The sequence below is a fragment of the Streptomyces sp. NPDC088794 genome (assembly GCF_044750545.1).
Classification (GTDB): domain Bacteria; phylum Actinomycetota; class Actinomycetes; order Streptomycetales; family Streptomycetaceae; genus Streptomyces.
In genome coordinates this window covers 952447-978007 of the sequence record NZ_JBIVKB010000001.1, presented here as the reverse complement: position 1 = coordinate 978007, position 25561 = coordinate 952447, and the positions used below count along the sequence as shown (strand labels likewise).

Genomic DNA, 25561 nt, shown 5'->3' with positions numbered 1-25561 from the left:
CCGCCTTGGCTGACATACTGACCGGGTTATGACCAGCACCGAAGAGCGGCCGGCCGGGACCGCCGCCGATCTGCCGGAACGCGTCCGTACGGCGATCCGCGCCGCCGCCGTCTCCCAGCGCGAACTCGCCCACCGGATCGGCATGGACCCGACCGCCCTGTCCAAGGCGCTGCGCGGGACCCGGCGGCTGCGCGACGAGGAGATCGCCGCCATCGCGAAGGCCTGCGGGGTGTCCACGGCGTATCTGGTCGAGGGAGCCGGTCCGGAGCCCGTCCTCCCGCCCGAGACCGGACGGGACCGGGCGCAGGCGGTGACGGCACAGGAGCGGCGCCAGCAGATCCTGGAGGCCGCGACCGTCCTCATCGCCCGCCGCGGCTACCACAACGTGCGGGTATCGGACATCGCCCGCTACTGCGGGACCAGCACGGCGACGGTGCACTACCACTTCCCCAGCAAGGAAGCGACGCTGCACGCGGCGCTCGAGTACTACGCCCAGCGGTTCCGCACCCGGCTCGACGAGGAGTTCGGCCGGGCGACCTCCGCGCGGGACAAGCTGCGCCGCCTGATCGAGGTCCAACTCCCGCTCACCGACGACGACATCGACGAATGGTCGGTGTGGATCCAGTTCTGGAACCAGGCGATGCTCGAACCCCGTCTGCGGCCCGCGCAGCGGCGGATCTACTCGGGTTGGTACCGGGTCGTGGTGGACGTACTGACCGAGTGCCGGTCGGAGGGTCTGGCACCGGAGGCGGACGTCGAAGCCCTCGCCGACCGGTTCACCGCGATGGTCGACGGACTGGCGATCCAGATCCTCGCCAGCTCGACCGAGATGCGACCGGACCGCATGCGCGCGCTCCTGCTGCGGGCCTTCGAACCGCACCTCGACCTGACGGACCACTCCAGTGCTTCCAGCGTCGACTCCGGTCACGCGGGGCCAAGTTGATATGCGAAGCTGTCGTCAACCGATCACGGGTCCGTTGGCCGTGGCGGGTGGAGAGGGGAGCACAGGGTGGGCAAGGACGGCTTCCGCGCCGAGGAGATCGACACCAGCAGGCCGCATCCTGCGCGGATCTACGACTACCTGCTGGGCGGCAAGGACCACTACGAGGTGGACCGCCAGGCCGGTGACGCACTCGCCGCCGCGGCGCCCGAGGCACGGATCGGCGTACGGGCCAACCGGGACTTCATGCGCCGCGCCGTCCGTCACGTCGTCGAGGCCGGCGTCCACCAGATCCTCGACATCGGCACCGGACTGCCCACCTCGCCGAACGTGCACGAGACCGCGCAGGCGGCCGCGCCGGACGTGCGCGTCGCCTACGTCGACAACGACCCGATCGTGAAGGTCCACGGTGACGCGCTGCTCAGCGACACCAGCGCGACCAGCATCGTGCTCGGCGACCTGCGCGACCCGCGGGCCGTCGTGGACCACCCCGACGTACGCAAGGTCATCGATTTCGATCAGCCGGTGGCCGTACTCCTCGTCGCCGTCGTCCACTTCCTCACCGAGGCGGACAAGCCCGAGCAGATCGTGGCCACCCTGCGCGACGCGCTGCCGGCCGGCAGCTACCTGGTCCTCTCGCACGCCACCGGCGACTTCGCCGACCGCCGCGAGGCGCAGGCCGTCTACAAGAACGCCAGCGCCAGCCTGAACCTGCGCTCCCGCGCCGAGGTCGAGCGGTTCTTCGACGGCTTCGACCTGGTCGAGCCGGGCCTTGCCCAGGTGCCCTTCTGGCGCCCGGACGTCCCGCCGCCGGCGCGCTCCGGGGAGATCGGCTTCTACGGGGGCGTGGCGCGCAAGCGGGACTGAACTCGCCCGTGGGCGGGGCCGGTTGGTACGACCGCGGCCGTCGGCCGAGGCACCCGCCACAGGTGGACGGCGAGCAGGGAGGCGGCCAAGGTGAGGGCGCCCAGGGCGAATACGGCTCCCTGTAGCCCAATTCCCGCGCCCAGCAGGCCCGCCAGCGGATACGTCAGCAACCAGCAGCCGTGCGACAGGGAGAACTGCGCGGCGAACGCCGCCGTCCGTTCCCGCGCAGGGGCCGCGCGGCGGATCAGCCGGGCGGTCGGCGTGAGGATCGTCGAGCAGCCCGCGCCGAACGCGGCCCACAGGACCAGCAACGCGGGCGCCCGCCAACTCCCGTACCGCGCGGCCGTGACGGCGCCGAGCCCGGCGAAGACGACGCCGAGCAGCAGCGCCCCGCACAGCATCACCGTCCGGTCCGTCACCCGGTCCAGCACACGCGGCAGCGCCAGCGCGACGGCCATCGAGCCCGCGCCGTACGCGCCGAGCGCCAGCGCCACGGCACCGGCCGACAGTCCGAGGAAGTCGCGTACGTAGACGACGGAGTTGACGGTCACCATCGCGCTCGCGCAGGCCACCGCGAGGTTCAGCGCGAGCAGGGCGCGCAGTTGCGGGACGGCGAGGAAGAGGCGGGTGCCCGCCGTCGCCTTGGCGTACGCGCCGGCCGCCGGCCGCGTCCAGGCCGGCCTCGGCAGCGGTGTCGAGAGCACCAGCGCGGCCGAGGCGAGGAAGCCCAACACCGTTCCGGTGAAGAGCCAGTTGTACGTGATCACGGACAGCAGCGCGGCGGCCAGGGCGGGCGAGAACAGGCTCTCCAGGTCGTAGGCCAGCCGGGACATGGACAGGGCCCGTGTGTAGTCGCGCTCCGCCGGCAGCACGTCCGGGATCACGGCCTGGAACGTCGGGGTGAACGCGGCCGACGCGGACTGGAGCAGGAAGACCAGGACGTAGACCTGCCAGACCTGGTCCACGAAGGGGAGCGCGGAAGCGACGCCGGCCCTTATGAGGTCGGAGCTCACCATCAGCGTCCGGCGCGGCACGCGGTCGGCCACGGCACCGACGAGCGGCGCGATCGCCACGTACGCCACCATCTTGATCGCGAGCGCGGTGCCGAGCACCGAACCGGCGTCGGCGCCCGCGATGTCGTAGGCCAGCAGACCGAGCGCCACGGTGGCCAGACCGGTGCCGACCAGGGCGACGACCTGGGCGGTGAAGAGCCGGCGATAGGTGCGGTTGCGCAGGACGGCGAGCATGCGGACGGCTCCCTGGGGCGGGGCGGTCGGGTCGACGCCGTCAGCATAGTCGTCATGTGCGCATCTGCGCACATGACGATCAGGTTTTTGATGCGGGCTTCGTACCGGCCTGGCTCTAGGCTGACCCCATGCCCTCACGCGAGCCAGTGCCACCTGCGGCCGATACGCATCTGCGGGCCCCGGACGGCGCGCGGCTGGCCGAGGCGACCGAGGTCTTCGCGCTGCTCTCCGACGCGACCCGGCTGCATCTGCTGTGGCTGCTCGCGCAGGGCGAGTCGGACGTCGGGTCACTGGCCGAGCGCTGCGAGGCGTCCCGGACCGCGGTCAGCCAGCATCTGGCCAAGCTGCGGCTCGCGGGTCTGGTGGAGACGCGGCGCGAAGGACGGCACGTCCACTACAGCCTGCGCGACGGGCATCTGCGCCGGCTGGTCATGGAGGCGCTCAGCCATGCGGACCACCGGGTCACCGGCAAGGCACCGCACGACTGAGACGACTCGGGCGAGCGAGGCGGTCGAGGCGGGCGGCGTTCAGATCACGAGCGTGACCTGAACGCCCACTCCATCCTCGGCTCCATGGCGAAGCGGAAGATCCGTCGGACCGGCGGTGTGCACAGCAGGGTCACGGTCACCGCGGCGAAGAGGGTGACGACGACCTCGCCGACCGGCCGGTAGATCCAGTCGGGGGAGTACCAACCCCAGGGCTTCGAGCCCTGGGCGATGAAACCGTGCAGCAGATAGCCGTACAGCGTGCCCGCGCCCAGCACGGTGAACCACGTCCGGCGCCCCGGCACCCAGGACAGGAAGCAGGCGACCAGCACGGTCGAGCAGCCGAAGATGGCCAGCGTCATCAGCGGCCCCGTCCAGCTGGGCGACCCCAACTGCTCGGCGCTGTCCCGGTGGAAGAACCACGCGCCGGTCATCCGGGGCGCCGTCCAGTACGCCACGGCGAGCCCGCACAGGGCCACCGGTACGGCGAGCAGGCGCACCTTCCACTGGCGCAGCAGCCGGAAGTGCTCGGGCCGCAGGCACAGGCCGAGCACGAAGTACGGCAGGAACTGCAACAGGCGCTGCATGTCGAGGTCCTCGCCGATGGACGGTGACATGGTCGCCAGCATCGCGATGACCAGCGCGATCGGCAGCGGCCACCGCAGTTGCCGCCAGATCGGGGTGGTCAGCCGCCAGACGAACAGGGCGGCGAGGAACCAGGTCAGATACAGCGGGTCCAGCAGGCTGATCGCGCGGTCCGGCTCGTTGTCGGTCCAGCGGGTGAACAGGGTGTACGCCGTCTCGAAGAGGACGTAGGGGACGGCGACGCCCGTCACCAGGCGCCGGATCCGCTGCGGGCTCGCGTCGAAGGAGCGCGAGAAGTAGCCCGAGATCACGATGAACGCGGGCATGTGGAAGGCGTAGACGAACGTGTAGACCGCGGTGACGGTGCGGCTGCCGTCCCGCAGCGGCTCCCACGCGTGGCCCATCGCGACCAGCAGGATCGCCAGGTACTTGGCGTTGTCGAAGTAGGAGTCGCGGGCCTTCGGGGGGCGGGGAGCGGCGGTGCCCGGCTGCTCGGTGCCGGTCTCGGGCCTGGTCCGCGTGGGGGCAGACGCAGGGGTGGGGACAGGGGCGGGCTCGGTGCGTGTGGTCTGGCTCACCACATCACCTGCAAACGGTGTGGAGGGGATGACACATCCCACGCGCCTCACCGGTTCTGCGCGACGTAAACCCGGCCCGGGAAAATCCGGGCCGGGTCAGCGGCACAGCCGCCCGTCAGGGCGGGACGCTCAGAGGTCGAACTCGTGCGGGGGCAGGTCGAGCGCGAAACACGCCTCCCGTACGACGGCCTGTTCCGTCTTGTCGAAGTCGCCGTCGGCGCCTCCGATGACGATGCCGATCTGGATGACGGCGCGGGCCTCGGCGGGCTTTTTCTTGGCCTTGGCGATCTCCTGCAACACGGTGACCTTCCCGAAGGCGAAGTCGGCCGTCAGCTTGTTCAGGTTCTCCTCGAAGCGGCGACGCAGGTCGTCCGCGGGGAAGTTCTGCAGGACCTCGTTGGTGGAGATGAGCTGGGCCACGCGCTGGCGCTCGGCCGGGTCGATGGTGCCGTCCGCCGCCGCGACGAGCGCGCACATCGCCATGCTGGCGTCACGGAACGCACCGCTCTTGAGGTCGTTCTTCTTCGACACCAGCTGGGTCTGCATCGTCGATGCGGATTCCTTGATGCGGTCCCACAGAGCCATGCGCACTCCTGGTATTCGGGTCGGATAACTGTCGGACATCTACAGCATCGTGGAAACTGCCGGACCGATGGATAAGTTCCCAGCGTTCCACCGATGTTCACGGCGGTCGTGCCGGCCCTGCGCGACGCATTGGCCGGTGCCTTGTGCGACGCATTGACGGGAGATGGCCCGGCCGTTAGCTTGCGGCAGATTCTCGACGGGGGAGGACGCGTGAACTCTGCGATGCGGGCTGCCGTGGCGCTGGTGAGTACGGGGATGCTGGCGCTCGTCGCGTGCGGCGGCGACGGAGACGGAGGCAAGGCCGGTCCGTCCACGACACCGGAGGCCGAGGCCACCGCCAACGACTTCGGCTGTCTGTCGGGCAAGCAGCTCAAGAAGTCGATCACCTTCAAGGACAGCGAGGGCGCCGACGTCGACGGCTACGAGACGGGCACCGGCACCACCGGCGTCGTCCTGTCCCATCAGTCCGACAACAACATCTGCTCCTGGGTCGTCGGCGCCGAGGAACTCGCGTCCGACGGCTACCGCGTGATCGCCGTCGACAGCAACGGCTCCGAGGTGGAGGAGATCCAGGGGGCCGCCGAGCGGCTGCGCGGCGAAGGGGCCGGGAAGATCGTCCTGATGGGCGCGTCCAAGGGCGGTACCGCCTCGCTGGTCGCCGCGGCGGAGGTGCGGCCGGCGGTCTCGGCGGTGGTGTCGGTGTCCGGTCCCGGGTTGTACCAGAACATGGACGCGACCGCCGCCGTACCGAAGTTGACCATGCCGGTGTATTTCATCGCGGCGAACGGAGACGGTGAATTCGCCGCCGATGCGAAGGAGTTGGCGAAGCTGGCAAAGAAGTCCCCGGGGAAGAAGCTGGAGTTGGTGGACGGCGCCGCGCACGGCAACGACCTGCTGAATCAGCAGCCTTCCGTGTGGGACGAGGTCAAGGTGTTCATCGCCAAGTACCGCTGAGGTCCCGGGGCTCGAAAAACCCGGTGACCGGCAGGCGTTGATCTCCCTACACTCGGCGGGTCACGTCAGACCAGTCGAGGGGAGCCAGGCCGTGCGTCACCGCGCCGCTGTCGTCGTTCCCCGTTCCCGGTACCAGGTGATCCTGGTGTCTCCGTCCGCCCGGTGCCCGCTGCGCGGCCGGCACCGGATGCCCGTGACGAACGTCTGACACGTTTCTCCCGTCCACCGACGAGCCTTCATGGCGTCCGTCGCCGTGGCGTTCCGTCCGGGAATCGCGCTGCCCTTTTCCGATCGCGAGATCACCAGAAAGGCCCATGGGCCGTGCGCACTCACCTCAACCCCCTGACCCTTGTCCGCAACTTCGGCATCCTCGCCCACGTCGACGCCGGCAAGACCACCGTCACCGAGCGCATCCTGTTCGCCACCGGCACCACGCACCGGCGCGGTGAGGTCCACGACGGCACCACCGTCACCGACTTCGACCCGCAGGAGCGCGACCGCGGGATCACCATCTTCGCGGCGGCGGTGAGTTGCACCTGGGAAGGTCACCGGATCAACCTGATCGACACTCCGGGGCACGTGGACTTCGCCGACGAGGTGGAGCGCGCGCTCCGGGTGCTCGACGGCGCGGTCGCGGTGTTCGACGCCGTCGCGGGCGTGGAACCGCAGAGCGAGTCCGTGTGGCGGCAGGCGGATCGGCACGGCGTGCCCAGGATCGCGTTCGTCAACAAGCTGGACCGTGCGGGCGCGGACCTCGACAGCGCCGTCGACTCGATCCGGGAACGGCTGCACCCGGCGCCACTGGTCGTGCAGTTGCCCATCGGCGTCGAGGGCGGTTTCACCGGCGTGGTCGACCTGCTGCGCATGCGCGCACTGGTGTGGGCGGACGGCGCAGAGGCGGCCGAACTCATGCCGGTGCCCGGGGAGTTGTACGACGAGGCGCACCGGCGTCGACGGCTGCTGGAGGAGGCAGTCGCCGAGCTCCATCCGGCGGCGCTGGAGGAGTTCTGCGCCGACGGGAGGCTGTCCGCCGAGACGCTGGCCGCCGCCCTGCGGGACCTCACCCGCAGCGGGGACGGACTGGTCGTCCTGTGCGGCTCGGCCTACCGCAACCGCGGGATCGAGCCGCTGCTCGACGCCGTCGTGTCCTACCTGCCGTCACCGCTCGACGTGCCCGCCGTACGGGGCACGGCGGAGGGTGCGGAGGAGGTCAGGCCGGCCGACCCGACGGCGCCCTTCGCGGCACTGGCGTTCAAGGTGAACGCCACCCCGACGGGACGGCTGACGTATCTGCGGGTGTACTCGGGAACGATCGAGAAGGGAGACACCGTGTGGGACGCGGTCGCACACCGAACCGAGCGCGTCGGGCGGATCCTGCGCGTCCGGGCCGACCGGCACGCCCAGGTCGACCGCGCGGTCGCCGGGGACATCGTCGCCGTGGCCGGGCTGAAGTCCGCCCGGGCCGGCTCGACGCTGTGCGCGCCCGGCGCCCCGCTGGTCCTTGAACCGCCCGGTGTCGCCGAACCCGTGGTCTCCGTGGCGGTCGAGGCCCGCAGGTCGATCGAGACCGGCCGACTGGCCTCGGCGCTCGCGCGACTGGTCGAGGAGGACCCCTCGCTGGTCGTGCGGACGGATCCCGAGACCGGCCAGACGGTGCTGTCGGGGATGGGCGAACTCCACCTGGAGGTGGCGACGGAGCAGCTGCGGCGCGTCCACGCCCTGGAGGTCAACGTCGGCCGCCCGAGGGTGAGTTACCGCGAGACGGTCGGGCGCGGGGTGTCCGGTCTTGTCTTCCGGCACGTCAAACAGGACGGCGGGGCAGGGCAGTTCGCCCATGTCGTCCTCGATGTCGAACCGGCGGACAGCGGCTTCGAGTTCCGCTCGGCGGTCGTCGGCGGGCGGGTCCCGCAGGAGTACGTCCGCGCGGTCGAGGCCGGCTGCCGGGACGCCCTGGCCGAAGGGCCGCTGGGCGGGCACCCGGTGACCGGGCTGCGCGTCACGCTCACCGACGGGTCGACCCACGTGAAGGACTCCTCCGACACCGCCTTCCGCACGGCGGGCCGGCTCGGACTGCGGGAGGCCCTGCGCGCCTGCGCGATGGTCCTCCTGGAGCCGGTCGTCGAGGTCACGGTCACCGTGCCCGAAGAGGCCGTCGGCGGAGTCCTCGGCGACCTCGCCGCCCGCCGCGGCCGCGTCTCGGCCTCGACCGCGCGAGGCGGCTCGGCGATCGTGACGGCGACCGTGCCGCTGGCCGAACTCTTCGGCTACGCGACGAGGTTGCGCAGCCGAAGCCAGGGTCGCGGCACGTTCACGGCCAGGCCCATTGGGTACGCGCCGGCGCCCGCGGGGATGTCGGCGGGGTGATTCGGTGGGGTCGGGGGTCTGGTGGCCCGGTGGCCCGGTGGCACTGGGGCACCGGCGGCTCGGTGGCCTCGGGGCACTGGCGGCTAGGTGGCCCGGGGCGCCGGCGGCTCGGCGATCGTGACGGCGACCGTGCCGCTGGCCGAACTCTTCGGCTACGCAACGAGGTTGCGCAGCCGAAGCCAGGGCCGCGGCACGTTCACGGCCCGGCCCACCGGGTACGCGCCGGCGCCCGCCGGAACGACGGCGCGGTGACCCGATGAGCCGGGGATCTGATGAGCCGGAGATCCGGTGAGTCGGAACCCGGTGGTTCGGTGACTCGGCGGCTCCGCGACCGAACGGTACGGCGGCCCCGCTCCCCAACGGGCGCGGGGCCGCCCCCGGTTCACGGGTACGACACCACCGTGGACGGGATGGTCGACGTGCCCGAGGTCGGCGAACCGGTCTCGTTGATGACGCGCTCGTACTGGCCCTGGCCGCCGAGCGAGACCACGAGCAGGTCGTGGAACTTCACCCCCGACCGGACCGGCGCCGCGAAGCCGTTGTGCTGCACGATCGCCGGGTTGACGTTGTAGTAGCAGTAGCTGCCCAGACCCCAGCCCTCGTGCACGGTCACGTTGTCGCCGACCTTGTAGGCGGCGTACCCCTTGATCGAACCGTTCTGGATCGCGGCCTGGTTGGGCGCGTCGTACGCCTTCTCGTTCTGGAAGAAGATCGTGCGGCCGCGCTCGCCGTTCCACTGCACGTCGTACTTGTTGAAGTGCTCCACGAACAGGCCGGTCGCGAGGACGTCCGCGCCGTTGACCACCAGGCCGTAGTCCGCCCGGTTGGTGTCCCAGCCGACGCCCGACCCGTGGTCGGCGCGCCACAGCCAGGTGTGGTCGACGATGGTGTGGCGGTTGTTGATGACCATGCTGGTCGTCGCCTTGCCCGCACCCGCGCCGCCGATGCGGACGAACACGTCCTGGACGGTGGTGGGGTTGGCGGAGTGGTCCGTCGTCGTGCCCGCGGGGCCGACCTCCAGCAGGGTGGCCGAGTTGACCGTACCCGCGTCGATCAGGAAGCCCGCGAGCCGCACGCCGTCGACGTCGGCGACCTTCATGGCCGTGACTCCGTTGTCGGGGACCAGAGTCGCGTAACCCAGGCCCAGGACAACGGTGTTGGCGCGGTTCACCTGGATCGGCGCATTCAGGTGGTAGATGCCCGGCGTCAGCAGGAGGTGAAGTCCCTGCGTGAGCGCCTCGTTGAGGGTGGCCGCGGTGACGCCCGGCTTGGCGACGTAGAACTGCGACAGGGACAGCGAGGTGCCCCGCGGTGTCCCGTTGCCCCAGGTCACCCCGCTCGCGTTGGTGCGCTTCTCCGGGAGGAAGATCCGGTACTCGGTGCCGTTCAGGTACAGGAAGGGCTTCTCGCGGGAGATCGGCGTCGTGCCGAGGGTGGTGTACACCGGGTTCGGGAAACCCTGCGGCGGCGCGCCCTGCACGCCCGAGAACACCATGTTCCAGACGCCGTTGAGCCAGCTGCCGATCACGCTGTCCCGCGTGTACCACTGCTGCTGCGAGTACGGCTGGACCTGGCCGTCGATCCGGCTGTCGGCGATGTACCCGCCGGAGGCCCAACCGTAGCCGTTGGGCGAGAGGTTGAGGCTGCCGCGCACGTGCATACGACGGAAGGGGGCCGCCTGAGCCACGGCCCACCTGTTCGTGCCGCTCACGGGGACCAGCGCGAGGTTCTCCGCCGAACGCCAGAAGTTCTGCGTGGCGTTGCCGCTGAACCAGCCGGCGTCGACCGTGATGTCGCCGTTGATGGTGGTGTTGTCGGGGGACAGGCCGAGGCCCGAGATCGAGGTGTAGAAGCCGAGTTGGGCGTTGAGCCCGCTGTAGGTGCCGGGCTTGAAGAGCAGCTGGTAGCGGCCGGTGCCGAACTGCGCCGTCTCCTGCTGCCGGAAGATCTGGTCCAACCGGGTCTGGATGCTCGCGGACGACATCGACGGGTCGAAGACGATCACGTTGGCGCCGAGGTCGCCGCCGCCGGGGAGGGCTGCCGGACCGAGGGCGGCGGAGGCGGCGGAGCGGGACGTGGGGGCGGCTTCCGCGCGGGCGGACAGACCGAGCACCGCCGGAGCGGCCGCGGCGGCCGCGGCACCGAGGACGGTTCTGCGAGGTAGGGCAGGCAAAGACATGGGGCGGCTCTCCTGTTCAGAAAGTGAACACGGTGGGGTTTGGGAGCGCTCTCTTGTCCTTGAATGCTTCAACTGTCTGAACGGATGCGTCAAGAGGCGCGACCGGAGTTCCACGATGGTTGCCGTACCCCTTGACGAGGGCATCTCTTGAGGTTTAACTCACGTCCTAAATTAAGTCATGACTGTAATCCCTGAAGGGACACCGGGAGCCATGCGCAGCATCCGAGCCGCGGCCGTAGGCGCCGTCACCATGTCACTCGCCCTCGCCGCCACGGCCTGCGGAGGCGGTTCGTCGACGGACGGCGGGTCCAACGACTCGCCGAAGACCCTCACGTACTGGGCCTCCAACCAGGGCGCGAGCATCGCCATCGACAAGAAGGTCCTCCAGCCGGAGCTCGACAAGTTCCAGAAGCAGACCGGCATCAAGGTCAAGCTGGAGGTCGTCCCCTGGTCGGACCTGCTCAACCGCATCCTGACCGCGACCACCTCGGGCCAGGGCCCCGACGTCCTGAACATCGGCAACACCTGGAGCGCCTCGCTCCAGGCCACCGGCGCCCTGCTGCCGTGGGACGCGAAGAACTTCGCCAAGATCGGCGGCAAGGACCGCTTCGTCGACTCGGCGCTCGGCTCGACCGGCGCCGAGGGCAAGGACCCGGCCGCGGTCCCGCTGTACTCGATGGCCTACGCCCTCTACTACAACAAGGAGATCTTCGCCGACGCCGGCATCACCAAGCCCCCGGCCACCTGGGCCGAGCTGGTCGCCGACGGCAAGAAGATCCAGGCCAAGGGCAAGTCGGCGCTCGGCGCCGAGGGCGCGAACGTCTCGGAGAACATCCACCACGTCTTCGTCTTCGCCAAGCAGAACGGCGGCGAGTTCTTCACTCCGGACGGCAAGGCCGACTTCACCAACGACAAGGTGGTCGCGGGCGTCAAGCAGTACGTCGACCTGATGGCCAAGGACAAGGTCATCCCGACCGGTGACGCCGAGTACGCGCAGAACCAGTCGGTGAGCGACTTCGCCAAGGGCAAGCAGGCGATGCTGCTGTGGCAGTCCGCCGCCGCCAACCTCAAGTCGCAGGGCATGGACGAGTCCAAGTACGGCATCGCCCCGGTGCCCGTGCAGTCCGGCACCCCCGGCACCGGCGCGCAGGTCAACTCGATGGTGGCGGGCATCAACCTCTCCGTCTTCAAGAACACCGACAACCTCGACGGCGCCACCAAGTTCGTAAAGTTCATGACCAGCGACGCCGAGCAGAAGATCCTCAACACCGCCTACAGCTCGATCCCGCCGGTCAAGGCCGCGCAGGAGGACGCCGCCTTCAACTCCGCGTCGAACTCGGTCCTCAAGAACACTCTCGCCACCAGCGCCGCGGCCCTGCCGCAGGTCGCCGACGAGTCGCAGTTCGAGACCGCGGTCGGCACGGCCGTCAAGGACCTGTTCGCCGACGTCGCCGCCGGCCGCGCGGTGACCACCGCGTCGGTGAAGGCGAAGCTCGAGAAGGCCCAGCAGCAGATGCCGGCGAAGTGAGAGAAACAATGACGACCACTGCACCCGCAGAGGCCGCCGTGCACAAGAACTCTCCCGGGTCGGCGGAGAAAGCGCCCCGCCGCCGCCCCGGGAGGATCCGCCGCATCGCACTGCCGTATCTGCTGCTTCTGCCCGCCCTGCTCCTCGAACTCCTGGTCCACCTCATCCCGATGGTGATCGGCATCGTGATGAGCTTCAAGGAGCTCACCCAGTTCTACATCCGGGACTGGGGGACCGCGCCCTGGTCCGGCTTCGACAACTACAAGGTGTCGGTCGACTTCGACGCCCCCGTCGGCCAGGACCTGCTGCACTCCTTCTTCGTCACCGTCGTCTTCACCATCCTGTCGGTCAGCCTCTGTTGGCTGATCGGCACGGCGGCGGCGGTCTACATGCAGGACAACTTCCGCGGCCGTGGCATTCTGCGCGCCCTGTTCCTGGTCCCGTACGCCCTGCCGGTCTACGCGGCCGTGATCACCTGGGTGTTCATGTTCCAGCACGACAACGGCCTGGTGAACCACGTCCTGCACGACCAGCTGCACATCACCAGCAAGCCGTCGTTCTGGCTGATCGGCGACAACAGCTTCTACGCGCTGCTGATCGTGCACGTGTGGAAGGGCTGGCCGTTCGCCTTCCTCATCGTGATGGCCGGCCTGCAGAACATCCCCAAGGAGCTGTACGAGGCCGCCGCGCTGGACGGCGCCGGGATGGTGCAGCAACTGCGCCGCATCACCCTGCCGTCGCTGCGCCCGGTCAACCAGGTCCTCGTCCTGGTGCTGTTCCTGTGGACGTTCAACGACTTCAACACGCCCTACGTCCTGTTCGGCAAGGCCGCTCCCGAGGCCGCGGACCTCATCTCGGTCCACATCTACCAGGCCTCGTTCGTCACCTGGAACTTCGGCACCGGCTCCGCCATGTCCGTACTGCTGCTGCTGTTCCTGCTGGTGGTGACGGGCGTGTACCTCGTGCTCACCTCGCGCGGACGGAGGACCACCGATGTCTAGCCCCAGCTCGCCGATGGCGCCGCCGCGCTCCTTCATCTGGTCCCGGCGGATCTTCCTGACGCTGCTCACCGGCTTCGTGCTGATCCCGGTGTACGTGATGATCTCCAGCTCGCTGAAGCCGCTGGCCGACGTCACGGGCAAGTTCCGCTGGCTGCCCAGCGGGCTGACCATCCGCCCGTACATCGACATCTGGTCGACCGTGCCGCTCGCCCGGTACTTCATGAACTCGCTGGTCGTGGCGGGTGCGGCGACCGTCCTGTCGGTGGTGATCGCGGTCTTCTCGGCGTACGCCGTCAGCCGCTACAGCTTCCGCGGCAAGCGCGTGTTCACGGTCACCGTGCTGTCCACGCAGATGTTCCCGGGCATCCTCTTCCTGCTCCCGCTCTTCCTCATCTACGTCAACATCGGCAACGCCACCGGCATCGCCCTGTTCGGCTCGCGCGGCGGGCTGATCCTGACGTATCTGACCTTCTCCCTGCCGTTCTCGATCTGGATGCTGATCGGGTACTTCGACTCGGTGCCGCGCGACCTGGACGAGGCCGCCCTGGTGGACGGCTGCGGGCCGCTCGGCGCGCTGTTCCGGGTCGTGGTGCCGGCCGCGATCCCCGGCATCGTCGCGGTCGCCGTCTACGCGTTCATGACCGCGTGGGGCGAGGTGCTGTTCGCGTCGGTGATGACCAACGACACCACGCGGACCCTCGCCGTCGGCCTCCAGGGCTACTCCACGCTCAACGACGTGTACTGGAACCAGATCATGGCCGCCTCGCTGGTCGTCAGCGTGCCCGTGGTCGCCGGCTTCCTGCTCCTCCAGCGCTACCTCGTCGCCGGGCTGACGGCGGGCGCCGTCAAGTGAGCGACTCCCCCCACCTCGAAAGGACCTCTGTGACCATCGACTTCGCCGCACTCCCGCACGACTTCCTGTGGGGCACGGCCACCGCGGCGTACCAGATCGAGGGAGCCGTCGCCGAGGACGGACGAGCGCCGTCGATCTGGGACACCTTCTCGCACACGCCCGGCAAGATCGCGAACAACGACAACGGTGACGTGGCCTGCGACCACTACCACCGCTGGCGCGAGGACATCGGCCTGATGCGCCAACTGGGCACCAACGCCTACCGGTTGTCGATCGCCTGGCCGCGTGTGGTGCCCGGCGGCGACGGCCCGGTCAACGCCAAGGGCCTCGCTTTCTACGACCAGTTGGTGGACGCCCTGCTGGAGGCGGGCATCACCCCGTCGGTCACCCTCTACCACTGGGACCTCCCGCAGGCCCTCCAGGACCGGGGCGGCTGGCCCGAGCGGGCGACCGCCGAGCACTTCGCCTCGTACGCCTCCGTCGTGGCCGAACGCCTCGGCGACCGCGTCTCCCACTGGGCGACCCTGAACGAGCCCTCCTGCTCGTCCTGGATCGGCCACCTGGAAGGCAAGATGGCGCCGGGCTGGACGGACCTGACGGCCGCGGTGCGCACCTCGTACCACCTGCTGCTGGGCCACGGCCTCGCGGTCCAGGCGATTCGTGCCGCCGCCCCGGACGCCCAGATCGGCATCGTCAACAACCTCTCCACCGTGTACCCGGCCACCGACCGCGAGGAGGACATCCAGGCCGCCCGCCGGCACGACGGCCACGTCAACCGCTGGTGGCTGGACCCGATCCACGGCCGCGGCTTCCCGGCCGACATGCAGGAGGTCTACGGCGTCGAACTCCCCGAGCAGCCGGGCGACCTGGAGACCATCGCCGCGCCGCTGGACTGGCTCGGCCTGAACTACTACTTCCCGGCCACCGTCGCCGACGACCCGCGCGGCCAGGCGCCCCGCGTCCGCTCGGTCCGCCGCCTCGGCGTGCCGCGCACGGGGATGGACTGGGAGGTGGACGCGAGCGGCATCGAGACCCTGCTGCTCCGGCTCACCGAGGAGTACGGCGCCCGCAAGCTGTACGTCACCGAGAACGGCTCCGCCTACCCGGACGTCGTACGGCCCGACGGCACCGTCGACGACCCCGAGCGCCAGGACTACCTGGAGCAGCACCTGGCGGCCTGCGCCTCGGCCGCCCGCAAGGGCGCCCCGCTGGCGGGCTACTTCGCCTGGTCGCTGCTGGACAACTTCGAGTGGGCCTACGGCTACGAGAAGCGCTTCGGTCTGATCCACGTCGACTACCAGACGCAGGTACGCACGATCAAGGGCACCGGACACCGGTACGCCGACCTCGTGCGGACGCATCGCAGTCAGGCGCAGCGGGCGGCCTGACGGTCTCGGCGGCGGGCACGGTGGACGTGGGTGCGGGAGCCCACGGCCACCGTGCCGGGTCGGCGGACCTCTTCGGGCGGCCGGAACGACTGATCCACAGGGATGTACGGAGCCCTGAATCTGTCATGAGCACGTCATCAAGATCCCCGCCTCACCCCTGTCTCATCCCCAGCTCAAAGGAGAGCCGCATGAGATCCCGCACCTTGTTGGCGGCCCTGGCCGCCGTCGCCCTGCTGTCCGCGACCCCGGCCTTCGCCACCCCCGCCCCGGACGCCGCCGCGGCCGCGGCCACCTGGGACACCGACCGCGCCGGCACCGCGTACACCGCGAACCCGGCCGGCGTCACCGCCTCCGGCAGCGAGAACGCCGGCACCGCCCCCGGCCTCGCCTTCGACGGCAACGGCGCCACCCGCTGGTCCAGCAACTTCGCCGACGACGCCTGGATCCGCATCGACCTCGGCGCCACCATCCGGGTCGACCGCGTCACCCTGGACTGGGAGGCCGCCTACGGCAAACGCTACGTCCTGGAGGTCTCGAAGAACGGCACCGACTGGACCCCCTTCTACACGGAGACGGCCGGCACCGGCGGTTCGGTCACCGCGAACACGTACCCGCAGGAGGCCACGGGCCGCTACGTCCGCATGCGCGGCCTGGAGCGCGCCACGCCCTACGGCTACTCGCTCTACTCGTTCAGGGTCTACGGCGGCGAACCGGCCCCCGCGTCCACGACCCGCAGCAACCTCGCCCTGAACCACCCCGCGTACTCCAACTACTACCAACACTCCGGCAACTCACCGGCGTTCCTCACCGACGGCGGCTGGCCCGCCAACCTCAAGGACGACGCGACCCGTTGGTCCAGCGACTGGAACGCCGACCGCTGGGTCTCGGTCGACCTCGGCGCCACCTCGACGATCTCCTCCGTCGACTTCTACTGGGAGGCGGCCTACGCCGTCGACTACCAGCTCCAGGTCTCCGACGACAACCGCACCTGGCGCACGGTCTATCAGCCCTCCGCCGCCGACGTGGCAGCCCGCCGCGCGGACATCAAGTCACCGTCGGAGGCCGTGGGCCGCCACGACACGGTCACCCTCTCCACCCCGGCCACCGGCCGCTACGTCCGCATGCTCGGCAAGGAGCGCCGAAGCTTCTACAACCCCGCCCCCGCCACCGCCCAATTCGGCTACTCCCTCTACGAGTTCCAGGTCTGGGGCACGGGCGGCAGCGCGGCGGCGGCCTACCCGGCGCTGCCCGGCGAGCAGTCGGGCACGTACCAGACGACGTTCTTCGACGACTTCACGGGGACGAGCCTGGACCGCTCCAAGTGGCGTGTGGTCAGGACCGGTTACGAGATGGGCCCGGTCAACGGCGAGTCCCAGGCGTACGTCGACTCCACGAACAACATCGTCACGCAGAACGGCAGCCTGCTGCTGAAGTCCCGGTACTGCAACGACTGCACCCAGACACCGGCCGGGACCTACGACTTCACCTCCGGGCGCATCGACACCAACACCAAGTTCGACTTCACCTACGGCCGGGTCAGCGCCCGCATGAAACTCCCGGTCGGGGACGGCTTCTGGCCCGCCTTCTGGCTGCTCGGCAGCAACGTCGACGACACCTCGGTCTCCTGGCCGGCCTCCGGCGAGACCGACATCATGGAGAACATCGGCTACCCGGACTGGACGAGCACCGCCCTGCACGGCCCCGGCTACTCGGCCGACGGCAACATCGGCGCCCGCCAGACCTACCCGAACGGCGGCAGGATCGACCAGTGGCACACGTACGCGGTGGAGTGGACGCCCACCGGGATGCGCTTCTACGTCGATGACGTCCTCGTCCAGGAGACGACCCGCAACAAGCTGGAGTCGACGCGCGGGCAGTGGGTCTTCGACCACAACCAGTACGTCATCCTCAACCTGGCCCTTGGCGGGGCGTATCCGGCGGGTTGGAACCAGGTGACGACCCCCTACTGGGGCCTGCCGCAGTCCAGCGTGGACAAGGTCGCGGCCGGGGGAGTGCAGGCGGAGGTGGACTGGGTGCGGGTGGAGCAGAAGCGGTAGCCCACCGGCCCGTGCACCGACCACTGGAGCACCGGTGGTCGGTGCACCGCTAGCCCGTGTGCCGCGCCCTGGCCTCGTCCATCTCGCCGGCGTGCAGCACCGCCCAGTCCGCCAGTGCCGACAACGGTTCCAACAGCGTGCCGCCGAGCGGGGTCAGGCTGTACTCCACGCTCGGCGGCACGGTCGGATGCACCTGCCGCCGGACCAGACCGTCGCTCTCCAGGCTGCGCAGGGTGCGGGTCAGCATGCGCTGGCTGATGCCCTCGACGGAGCGGTGCAGCTCGTTGTACCGATGCGGGCGTGTGCCCAGCAAGGACAGGAGCAGCAGGCTCCACCGGTCGCCCAGACGTCGGAAGACATCACCGACCGGGCAGCGCGCCACCTCGTCGAGCGGCACCGGGCGAGGCAGCTCGTGCGCGAGCACCGAGGGAACACCGATGTGCGTACCGGACATCAAACTGCCTTCTTTCGGCCGCGGTTGGCACGGACCCACGATGGGACCACCGCCATTCGACCCCAAGGAGGACATCCGTGCCGGGCCAATCACCGAAGACCGTGATCATCAGCGGCGGAACCGACGGCATGGGCCGTGCGACCGCGCTGGCCAGACTGAGCAGAGGCGATGACGTCACGGTCATCGGCAGCAGCCGGGCGAAGGGGGACCGACTGCTGGCCGAGGCGAACAGCCCCCGGCTGCGCTTCCTCCAGGCGGACCTGTCCTCGATCGCCGAGGTCGAACGGGTCGCCGCCCGCATCCAGGAGCGGCACGACACGGTCGACGCGCTGGCGCTGTTCGCCAACCGTCTCAGCCCGAAACGGCGCGAGACGCCCGACGGTCTCGAATACACCTTCGCCCTGTACTACCTGAGCCGCCACCTCCTGGGAAACCTGCTGCGCCCCCAACTCGACGCCGCCGCACACCCGTTGATCATCAACGTCGCGGGCGTCGGCGCCACCGCGGGCGGCATCCTCTGGGAGGACCCCCAACTCACCCACCGCTACGGCCAGATCCGCGCCCAGCTCCAGGCCGGACGGGCGAACGACCTGCTGGGAGTGGCCTTCGCCGACCGGTCCGGAAGCAAGGCGCGCTACGTCCTCTACCACCCCGGCTTCACGCGAAGTGGAGCCGATTCCAACCCGAACCCGGTGACCCGCGCCGTGATCAAATCCCTGGCGCGCTTCTTCGCCCGTCCGGTCGAGGACGCGGTCCGCCCGATCGTGTCCTGGATCGACGCCCCACCGACCGACGCGCTCACCGCGAACGACCGCGGTTGGCCGGTGGACAAGTCGTTGCGGACCCTCGACCCGGAGGCGGCGAAGCGCCTGGCGGCCTATACCGAGGAGTTGCTCGGCAGGGTCAGCAGTCCCTGAACTCCGGTGACTGGTTGAGGATCTGCGAGCGCACGGACGTGAACTTCGCGTACGACTCCCCGTCCAGCGACTCCGGCCGGAACGCCGCCACCCGATGGCAGTTCTGGAAGGCCAGGGCGACCCCGAAGTGACGTTCGAGGCTGCCGCGGATCGCGTCGCTGGCGAGGGCGCGCAGGAGCTGGCCGCGTTCCTTCTCCGACGGGGGAGGCGTCTGGTTGTCGGTGAACTCGGCCGTGCCGTCGCGCAGTTCACCGGCGAGGGACGCGATCAGGTCGTAGGCGTAGGGGAGGGACGTGCGGACCGTGTCCACGAAGTCCGCCTCGCGGATGTCACCGTTCTCGGCTTCGGCGAGGAGCTTCGGGGAGACGTCGAGAGACATGAAAGGGGGTGTCCTGTCCGGTAGTTGGTGAGTGAGGAGAGCACGCGCAGTGGTGGGTCAGGCCAGTGCCGGCGGGCCCGGTACGAAGTCCGGGTCCACCTGGGAGGCGAGGTCCAGGCCCGTCGCCCGGTCCGCCCAGGCCCGGGCGTTGCGCAGGTGGAAGTCGACGGCGTGGCGGTGCAGGGTCGGCCAGTCCTTGGGGCGGGCGTCGACGGCCTCGCGCAGGACGTTCAGGGCGTGGCGGTTGGACGGCTCCAACTCGCCCTGGGTGCGGCCCTGTTCGGCGGCGCGTACCCAGGGGGACTGGACCAGGTGGGTCAGGAGGTCGTCGCCCACCTCCTCCTTGAGGAAGAGCAGGTCGTCCTCGCCCGTCACCTTGTTGCCGACGACCGCGATCCGGATGCCGAACTCCCGGGCGTGGTCGCGGTACTGGCGGTAGACGGAGACGCCCTTGCGGGTGGGTTCGGCCACCAGGAACGTCAGGTCGAAGCGGGTGAACAGGCCCGACGCGAAGGCGTCCGCGCCCGCCGTCATGTCGACGACGACGTACTCGCCGGGGCCGTCGACCAGATGGTTCAAGTACAGCTCCACCGCGCCGAGTTTGGAGTGGTAGCAGGCCACCCCGAGGTCGCTCTCCTCGAACTCGCCCGTGGCCATCAGCGGTACCTCACCCGCGCGGACCACGTGCCGGCCGTGCACCTCGTCGTCGCCGAGCAGGCGCAGCAGGCGTGAGCCGCGCCCCGGCGGGGTCGTCTTGATCATGGCCTCGCGGGAGGCGATGCGGGGATTGGTCCCGCGCAGGAACTCCTTCAGCTCGCCCAGGTGGGCGCCCAGGGGAGGGGCGATGACCGGTTCGGTGTCAGGGGCCAGCGCCGCGGCGAGGTGCTGGTTGATGTCGCCGTCGATGGCGAGCACGGGCGCGCCGGAGCGGGCCAGGTGGCGGGCGAAGAGGGCCGACAGGGTGGTCTTGCCGCTGCCGCCCTTCCCGACGAAGGCGACCCGCACTACCGGACCGCGTTTTTGAAAATGAATGTCATGTGGGTAGGTTTTAGGGGGTGGCCGCGAGGCTGTCAAATCGACGTGATCAAGGTCCAGGGGGTTAATGCATATGATGTGCAAGTGCTTGACTACTGCATCAGGGCGGCGTGCCCGGACGACCTCGACGGTGCGCGAGCCGTGATGCTCGACACCGTCTACCGCGACTTCGGCACCGGTTATGTGCCGCGCTGGCACGGCGACATCATCGACCCGGCCACCGCCTACCTCGCGCCCGCCCGCCACACCCTCCTGGTCGCGCTCGACCCGGCCGACGACACCGTCGTCGCCACCGGCGCCCTCGACTCCCGTGGCCCGGCCCACCCGCCGAACCCGCGCGGCCTCGCCGAGTGCTACCCCTCCGGCGAGACCGCCCAACTGCGCCGGATCTACGTCCGTCCGGACCATCGCCGCCGCGGTCTCGCCCGGCGCCTGGTCGACGACCTGCTCGCGTTCGCCGCCGCCGACGGCCACTACCGCGCCGTGTATCTGCACACGGATCCGGCGGTGCCGGGCGCCGAGCCGTTCTGGCGGTCGCTCGGCAAGGTCGTGCTCGACGAGCGCGCGGAACCGGGCGGCGGCCAGGGGATCATCCACTTCGAGATACCGATGGGTCGGTAGACGCACCGTGCACCGCTTTCGACTTCTGCTCGCACTTCTGCTCGCCCCGGCCCTGACCGGCTGCTTCGCCTCCGGCGGCGCGGGCGACCCGGCCGGCGACGCGAAGAAGGGCTCGCGGCTGCGGGTCGCCCTCGCCTTCCCGCCCGCCGAGAACCTCTCCCCGTACGGCGCCGACGCCACCATCCTCAGCCGCCTCGGCGTCACCGAGAGCCTGACCGCGCTGGACGCCAACGGCGCCGCGGCCCCCGCGCTCGCCGCCTCCTGGCGCCGCGAGGACGACCGCAGGTGGCTGTTCACCCTGCGGGAGGCCACCTTCCAGGACGGCACGGAGGTCACCCCGGCCGCCGTCGCCGCCTCCCTCACCCACGCCGCCGAGGCGAAGCCCGCACCCGCGGCCCTCTCCGGCGTCACCCTCAAGGCCGAGGCCGACGGCGCCACCGGCGTACGGATCACCACGGACGAGCCGGACCCCGTACTGCCCCTGCGCATGTCCAGCCCGAGCCTCGCCGTCCTGTCGACGAAGGCCTACGGCAAGGGGGGCGCCGTCGATCCGGCCGGCACCGCAACCGGCCCCTTCGAACTCACCGACGTCACCGGCGCCACCGCCGCGCGCCTCGACCGCTTCGACGACTACTGGGGCGGGCGGGCCCAAGCCGCGGGCGTGGACGTGAAGTTCATCGCCGACGGCACCGCCCGCGCCGCCGCCCTGCGCACCGGACAGGCCGACCTCGCCGAAGCGATCCCTGTGGCGCAGGCCGCCGGCCTGGACCGGGCGACCCGTAAGGAAACGGCCACCACCCGCACCACCAGCCTGCTCCTCAACAGCGACTCGGGCCCTTTCAAGGACCCGCAACTGCGGGCCGCCGCACGCGAGTCCGTCGACACCGGCGCGCTCGCCGACGGCGTCTACGAAGGACACGCGGACGCCGGAGCCGGCATCTATGGCCCCGCCGTCACCTGGGCCGAGGGCAAGCGGAAGCGGCCGGCGGGGCGGGCCGACGCCACGTCCCCCAAGGGCGCGAAGATCACCCTCGCCACGTACGACAACCGGCCCGAACTCCCCGAAGTCGCCCAGGTGTTGAAGCAGCAGTTGGAGAAGGCCGGGTTCCGGGTCGAGCTGGAGGTGCGCGAGTACTCGCGGCTGGAGAGCGACGCGCTGGACGGAAAGTTCGACGCCTTCGTGCTCGCCCGCAACACCCTGGTCGACACCGGCGACCCCGTCGCCGTGCTGGCGAGCGACTTCACCTGCGACGGCGGTTACAACCTGGCGCTGCTGTGCGACAAGGATGTCGACCGGGCCGTCGCCGAGGCCGAGGGAGCCGCCGACACCGCGAAGCGGCAGGACGCGGCGATGGCCGCCGAGGCGGCGATCCTCGGCACCGATGCCGTCGTCCCCCTGGTCCACCAGCGGATCATCACTGGCGTCGGCACCTCGGTCCGCGGCGCGCTGCTCGACCCGTACGAGCGCACTCTCGTCGGCACCGGCACCCGGCGCTGACGGATGCGGCATCGAGTGATCGCGCTGCTGTGGCGCTCCGGTCTCGCGGCCGCCCTGGTGTGCGGCATCGGTCTGCTGCCCTGGCTCACGCGCACCGACCCCGCGCTCACCGTGCTCAAGGCGCGCTCGGCCGACCGCGACCCCACACCCGAGGTGCTGGCCGACATCCGGGCTCAACTCGGCCTTGCCGAGGGCCCGTTGACGCTTCTCGGGCGGTGGGTCGGCGGGCTGTGGCGTGGGGACGCGGGCCGGTCCTGGATCTCCGGGACCGAGGTCGGGCCCGCTGTGCTCCAGGCGCTCGGTGCGTCCTTGCTGCTGATGGCGGTCGCACTCGCGGTCGCGGCCGTCACGGCCGGGCTGGTCTGCGCGCCCACCCTCAACCGGCAGGGCCGCAGCGGGCGTTCGGCCGGCGGCGGGTCCGCCGTCCTCGCCGCGCTGCCCGAGTTCCTCACCGCGTCGGTCCTCGCGACCGTCGTCGGCGTGCAGTTGGGCTGGCTCCCCGCGCTCGGCTGGTACGGACCCCAGTGGACGGTGCTGCCCGCGCTCGCCCTCGGCCTGCCCGCCGGGGCCGTGCTCGGACGGCTCCTCGACGACCTGCTGCCCAGCGCCTTCGCCGAACCGTGGGCGCTGGCCGCCGCCGCACGCGGACTGCCGAACCGGCGCATCGCGCGGCAGGCCGTACGCCGCTGTCTGCCCGGACTCCTGCCCAACGCGGGTCTGTTCGTGGTCGGCATCACCGGCGGCTCCGTCGCCGTCGAGCAGATCTTCGACATTCCCGGCCTCGGCCGCACCACCCTCCAGGCCGCCCTCGCCCAGGACCTGCCCGTCCTCCAGGCCGGCACCCTGCTCCTCCTCCTGCTCGCCGCCGCCTCCACCGCAGCCGCGAGGCTCGCCGCCCGCCTCCTGATCGGCCCCGCCCTGCGCGACGGCACCCTCCCCTCCCTGCACCGCCCGACCCCACCCGCCCGCACCGTTCAGCCCTTCCTCTACGCCGGTGTCCTGCTCGGTGTCATCGCGCTCGGCCTGCCCCGCGACCCGCTCGCCCTCGACACGAGCCGGCGCCTCCAACCCCCGTCCTGGTCCCACCCGTTCGGTACGGACGCCCTCGGCCGGGACGTGCTCGCGCGGGTCGCCCACGGCGCCCTCGACACCCTCCTGCTCGCCCTCGCGATCGGCGCCGTCGCCCTGCTCACCGGCGTACTGCTCGGGCTCGTGCCCCGCCTGTCCGGGCCGCTCGTCGACACCGTCAACGCCGTGCCGCCGGTCCTCGGCGCGCTCCTCGTCACCGCCGTCGCGGGCAGCGGTGCCGGTACGCCCGCGCTCGCCGTCGGGGTCGTCGCCTGGGCGCCGCTCGCCACGCACACCTCGGCGCTGCTGCGGCAGGAACGGGCCGCGCTGCACATCACCGCGACCAGCGGCCTCGGCGCGGACCGCCGGTATCTGCTCCGGCACGAACTGCTGCCCGCCGTCCTGCCGTCCGTCACCCGGCACGCCCTGCTGCGCCTGCCGGGCATCGCCCTCGCGCTCGCCTCGCTCGCCTTCCTCGGCCTCGGCGCCCAGCCGCCCGACCCGGAGTGGGGCCTCCTCCTCGCCGAGAACCAGCCCTACGCCGAACGCGCCCCCTGGGCCGTCCTCGCACCGGCCGCCGCACTCGCCCTGCTCGGCGCGCTGGCGGTGAGCGCGGCCGGGGGAGTGCGGTGGCGGCGACGAAGTAAAGCGGCCGTTGCCGTTGTAGAACAGCCCGCGCGGGCAAGGGAGTTGGTGGGCGCGGAGTGACCGTGTCCTCGGTCGGACTGCGGAAGGCGAGGAGCGGCGGCGTTCGGCTCACGCCTCTGCTGAGACTCCTGATCCTCACCCAACTCGCCTTCAACATCGGCTTCTTCGCCGTGCTGCCCTTCCTGTCCGAGCATCTGGGGCAGGCGATGGGGATGGCGGGCTGGCTGGTCGGGTTCGTGCTCGGGCTGCGGACCTTCAGCCAGCAGGGGCTGTTCGTGGTGGGCGGGGCGCTGGCGGACCGGTACGGGATACGGCCCGTGGTGCTCGGGGGGTGTGTGCTGCGGATCGCCGGGTTCGGGTGGCTCGGGTACGCCGGGGAGACCTGGTCGGTCGTGGGCGCGGTGCTGCTGATCGGCTTCGCCGCGGCGCTGTTCTCGCCGGCCGTGGAGTCCGAAGTCGCCCGGCAGGCGGTGCTGTTGGAGCGGACGGGTGGTGGTTCACGTACGCGGGTCCTGGCGTTGTTCACGGTCGCCGGACAGGCGGGGGCCTTCGTCGGGCCGTTGCTGGGCGCGCTGTTGCTCGCGGTGGACTTCCGGGCCGTGTGCCTCGCGGGCGCCGGGATCTTCGTGCTCGTCCTCGCCGGCCACGTGTGGCTGTTGCCGCAGCACGTGCCCGGTCACGCGCGGACCCGCCTCAAGGGCGGCCTGCCCCTGCTGCTTCGCAACCGCCGCTTCCTGGCCCTGTGTTGCGCCTACGGCGCCTATCTCCTCGCCTACAACCAGCTCTACCTCGCGCTGCCCGCCGAGGTGGAACGCGTGGCGGGTTCGCAGGCGCCGCTGGCCTGGCTGTTCGCGCTGTCCTCCCTGCTCGTGGTGACGGCCCAACTCCCCGTCACCGGCTGGGCGTCGACGCGTCTCACCCTGCGCCGGTCCATGACGGCGGGACTCGCCCTCATCTCAACCGGCTTCGTCCTCGTGGCCGCGTGCCGCCCCGCCGGCGCGACCGGCACGACGGCCCTGCTCCCCGCCGCCGGCTTCGTCGTCCTGCTCACCCTCGGCCAGATGCTCATCGCACCGGCCGCCCGGGCCTGGGTCCCCGACCTCGCGCAGGACGGCCGACTCGGCCTCTACGACAGGGGCGTTGTCCTCCGTGTCCGGCCTCATCGTGCTGGCCGGGAGCTCGGCCACGGGCCTGCTCCTCGACGCGGGGCTGCCACCGGCGGTGCCGTGGGTGGCGCTGGCGGTGGTACCGGTCGCGGCGATCGGGGTGCTGCCGCGGAGGCAGGGGAGCGGTGGGTGAGTCCGGGGGAGTGGTGGGTGAGTCCGGGGTG

Annotated in this window: 21 protein-coding genes and 2 pseudogenes; 16 read left to right on the top strand and 7 right to left on the bottom strand. The window is 70.7% G+C overall.

The annotated features are described in order from the left end of the window. Positions 1–28: 28 nt before the first annotated feature. Both ACIP6U_RS04400 and ACIP6U_RS04395 read left to right on the top strand, forming a co-directional pair. Complete coding sequence (locus tag ACIP6U_RS04400) at positions 29–943, top strand: TetR family transcriptional regulator C-terminal domain-containing protein (RefSeq protein WP_401712734.1); 915 nt, start codon at positions 29–31, stop codon at positions 941–943. Positions 944–1009: 66 nt separating this feature from the next. Then, positions 1010–1807, top strand: a complete 798-nt coding sequence (locus ACIP6U_RS04395; RefSeq protein WP_401712731.1) for an SAM-dependent methyltransferase — start codon at positions 1010–1012, stop codon at positions 1805–1807. Here the strand turns inward: ACIP6U_RS04395 and ACIP6U_RS04390 are convergent. Further along, positions 1777–3054 (bottom strand): MFS transporter, encoded by a 1278-nt coding sequence (locus tag ACIP6U_RS04390; protein WP_401712728.1) that lies wholly within the window; start codon positions 3052–3054, stop codon positions 1777–1779. The genes ACIP6U_RS04395 and ACIP6U_RS04390 overlap by 31 nt on opposite strands. Before the next feature lie 128 nt (positions 3055–3182). Between ACIP6U_RS04390 and ACIP6U_RS04385 the strand changes: the two genes are divergently transcribed. Continuing rightward, the gene (locus ACIP6U_RS04385; RefSeq protein WP_124001850.1) at positions 3183–3542 is read left to right on the top strand and encodes a metalloregulator ArsR/SmtB family transcription factor; all 360 of its coding nucleotides are present in this window, start codon (positions 3183–3185) and stop codon (positions 3540–3542) included. Positions 3543–3586: 44 nt separating this feature from the next. Here ACIP6U_RS04385 and ACIP6U_RS04380 read toward each other — a convergent pair whose 3' ends face one another. Both ACIP6U_RS04380 and ACIP6U_RS04375 read right to left on the bottom strand, forming a co-directional pair. Further along, entirely contained in the window at positions 3587–4702 is a 1116-nt protein-coding gene (locus ACIP6U_RS04380) for an acyltransferase family protein (protein WP_401712726.1), read from the bottom strand. Positions 4703–4831: 129 nt separating this feature from the next. Next, positions 4832–5287 (bottom strand): TerB family tellurite resistance protein, encoded by a 456-nt coding sequence (locus ACIP6U_RS04375; RefSeq protein ID WP_124002293.1) that lies wholly within the window; start codon positions 5285–5287, stop codon positions 4832–4834. Positions 5288–5497: 210 nt separating this feature from the next. On the opposite strand from ACIP6U_RS04375, the gene ACIP6U_RS04370 reads away from it, so the two are divergent. The 3 genes and pseudogenes from ACIP6U_RS04370 to ACIP6U_RS04360 form a co-directional block, all read left to right on the top strand. Next, entirely contained in the window at positions 5498–6241 is a 744-nt protein-coding gene (locus ACIP6U_RS04370; protein ID WP_401712723.1) for a dienelactone hydrolase family protein, read from the top strand. A 321-nt stretch (positions 6242–6562) separates the two neighbouring features. Further along, positions 6563–8605, top strand: coding sequence for an elongation factor G (gene fusA, locus ACIP6U_RS04365; protein ID WP_401712721.1), 2043 nt, complete (start codon positions 6563–6565; stop codon positions 8603–8605). Positions 8606–8707: 102 nt separating this feature from the next. Further along, positions 8708–8857 (top strand): annotated as a pseudogene (locus ACIP6U_RS04360) (hypothetical protein); the annotation flags it as partial. A gap of 130 nt (positions 8858–8987) precedes the next feature. Here the strand turns inward: ACIP6U_RS04360 and ACIP6U_RS04355 are convergent. Beyond that, the gene (locus tag ACIP6U_RS04355) at positions 8988–10784 is read right to left on the bottom strand and encodes a coagulation factor 5/8 type domain-containing protein (protein WP_401712718.1); all 1797 of its coding nucleotides are present in this window, start codon (positions 10782–10784) and stop codon (positions 8988–8990) included. A gap of 211 nt (positions 10785–10995) precedes the next feature. On the opposite strand from ACIP6U_RS04355, the gene ACIP6U_RS04350 reads away from it, so the two are divergent. The 5 genes from ACIP6U_RS04350 to ACIP6U_RS04330 all read left to right on the top strand — a co-directional run bounded on the left by ACIP6U_RS04350 (position 10996) and on the right by ACIP6U_RS04330 (position 17611). Beyond that, entirely contained in the window at positions 10996–12312 is a 1317-nt protein-coding gene (locus tag ACIP6U_RS04350; protein ID WP_401712715.1) for an ABC transporter substrate-binding protein, read from the top strand. Positions 12313–12320: 8 nt separating this feature from the next. Continuing rightward, positions 12321–13313: a carbohydrate ABC transporter permease gene (locus ACIP6U_RS04345; protein ID WP_401712712.1), complete on the top strand. Its 993-nt coding sequence runs from the start codon at positions 12321–12323 to the stop codon at positions 13311–13313. Beyond that, the gene (locus ACIP6U_RS04340; RefSeq protein WP_124001858.1) at positions 13306–14166 is read left to right on the top strand and encodes a carbohydrate ABC transporter permease; all 861 of its coding nucleotides are present in this window, start codon (positions 13306–13308) and stop codon (positions 14164–14166) included. The genes ACIP6U_RS04345 and ACIP6U_RS04340 overlap by 8 nt, the downstream gene beginning before the upstream one ends. A gap of 29 nt (positions 14167–14195) precedes the next feature. Further along, positions 14196–15554, top strand: a complete 1359-nt coding sequence (locus ACIP6U_RS04335) for a GH1 family beta-glucosidase (protein ID WP_401712708.1) — start codon at positions 14196–14198, stop codon at positions 15552–15554. Positions 15555–15742: 188 nt separating this feature from the next. Next, positions 15743–17611, top strand: a complete 1869-nt coding sequence (locus ACIP6U_RS04330) for a discoidin domain-containing protein (protein WP_401712705.1) — start codon at positions 15743–15745, stop codon at positions 17609–17611. A 49-nt stretch (positions 17612–17660) separates the two neighbouring features. Here the strand turns inward: ACIP6U_RS04330 and ACIP6U_RS04325 are convergent, their stop codons facing one another. Next, the gene (locus ACIP6U_RS04325) at positions 17661–18065 is read right to left on the bottom strand and encodes a winged helix-turn-helix transcriptional regulator (RefSeq protein ID WP_401712702.1); all 405 of its coding nucleotides are present in this window, start codon (positions 18063–18065) and stop codon (positions 17661–17663) included. A gap of 77 nt (positions 18066–18142) precedes the next feature. On the opposite strand from ACIP6U_RS04325, the gene ACIP6U_RS04320 reads away from it, so the two are divergent. Continuing rightward, positions 18143–18982, top strand: a complete 840-nt coding sequence (locus ACIP6U_RS04320; protein WP_401712699.1) for an SDR family NAD(P)-dependent oxidoreductase — start codon at positions 18143–18145, stop codon at positions 18980–18982. Here the strand turns inward: ACIP6U_RS04320 and ACIP6U_RS04315 are convergent. Continuing rightward, positions 18969–19361: an SCO5389 family protein gene (locus tag ACIP6U_RS04315; protein ID WP_401712697.1), complete on the bottom strand. Its 393-nt coding sequence runs from the start codon at positions 19359–19361 to the stop codon at positions 18969–18971. The genes ACIP6U_RS04320 and ACIP6U_RS04315 overlap by 14 nt on opposite strands. A 57-nt stretch (positions 19362–19418) precedes the next feature. Continuing rightward, a complete protein-coding gene (locus ACIP6U_RS04310; RefSeq protein WP_401712694.1) occupies positions 19419–20366 on the bottom strand; it encodes an ATP-binding protein in 948 nt (315 codons plus the stop codon). 114 nt (positions 20367–20480) lie between these two features. Here ACIP6U_RS04310 and ACIP6U_RS04305 point away from each other — a divergent pair, with 114 nt between their 5' ends. The 4 genes and pseudogenes from ACIP6U_RS04305 to ACIP6U_RS04290 all read left to right on the top strand — a co-directional run bounded on the left by ACIP6U_RS04305 (position 20481) and on the right by ACIP6U_RS04290 (position 25530). Further along, positions 20481–21017 (top strand): GNAT family N-acetyltransferase, encoded by a 537-nt coding sequence (locus ACIP6U_RS04305; RefSeq protein ID WP_401712692.1) that lies wholly within the window; start codon positions 20481–20483, stop codon positions 21015–21017. A 7-nt stretch (positions 21018–21024) separates the two neighbouring features. After that, positions 21025–22515, top strand: a complete 1491-nt coding sequence (locus ACIP6U_RS04300; protein WP_401712689.1) for an ABC transporter substrate-binding protein — start codon at positions 21025–21027, stop codon at positions 22513–22515. A 3-nt stretch (positions 22516–22518) separates the two neighbouring features. Beyond that, on the top strand, positions 22519–24291 hold the full coding sequence (locus ACIP6U_RS04295) for an ABC transporter permease subunit (protein ID WP_401712686.1): 1773 nt from the start codon (positions 22519–22521) through the stop codon (positions 24289–24291). Continuing rightward, positions 24288–25530, top strand: a pseudogene (locus ACIP6U_RS04290) (MDR family MFS transporter). Before ACIP6U_RS04295 ends, ACIP6U_RS04290 begins: the two are co-directional and overlap by 4 nt. The last annotated feature ends 31 nt before the right edge of the window (positions 25531–25561 follow it).

Coding starts and splice junctions, on each gene's coding strand:
- ACIP6U_RS04400 (WP_401712734.1), top strand. CDS start 29: ATGACCAGCACCGAAGAGCGGCCGGCCGGGACCGCCGCCGATCTGCCG.
- ACIP6U_RS04375 (WP_124002293.1), bottom strand. CDS start 5,287: ATGGCTCTGTGGGACCGCATCAAGGAATCCGCATCGACGATGCAGACC.
- ACIP6U_RS04385 (WP_124001850.1), top strand. CDS start 3,183: ATGCCCTCACGCGAGCCAGTGCCACCTGCGGCCGATACGCATCTGCGG.
- ACIP6U_RS04295 (WP_401712686.1), top strand. CDS start 22,519: ATGCGGCATCGAGTGATCGCGCTGCTGTGGCGCTCCGGTCTCGCGGCC.
- ACIP6U_RS04330 (WP_401712705.1), top strand. CDS start 15,743: ATGAGATCCCGCACCTTGTTGGCGGCCCTGGCCGCCGTCGCCCTGCTG.
- ACIP6U_RS04340 (WP_124001858.1), top strand. CDS start 13,306: ATGTCTAGCCCCAGCTCGCCGATGGCGCCGCCGCGCTCCTTCATCTGG.
- ACIP6U_RS04315 (WP_401712697.1), bottom strand. CDS start 19,361: ATGTCTCTCGACGTCTCCCCGAAGCTCCTCGCCGAAGCCGAGAACGGT.
- ACIP6U_RS04390 (WP_401712728.1), bottom strand. CDS start 3,054: ATGCTCGCCGTCCTGCGCAACCGCACCTATCGCCGGCTCTTCACCGCC.
- ACIP6U_RS04325 (WP_401712702.1), bottom strand. CDS start 18,065: ATGTCCGGTACGCACATCGGTGTTCCCTCGGTGCTCGCGCACGAGCTG.
- ACIP6U_RS04350 (WP_401712715.1), top strand. CDS start 10,996: ATGCGCAGCATCCGAGCCGCGGCCGTAGGCGCCGTCACCATGTCACTC.
- ACIP6U_RS04345 (WP_401712712.1), top strand. CDS start 12,321: ATGACGACCACTGCACCCGCAGAGGCCGCCGTGCACAAGAACTCTCCC.
- ACIP6U_RS04355 (WP_401712718.1), bottom strand. CDS start 10,784: ATGTCTTTGCCTGCCCTACCTCGCAGAACCGTCCTCGGTGCCGCGGCC.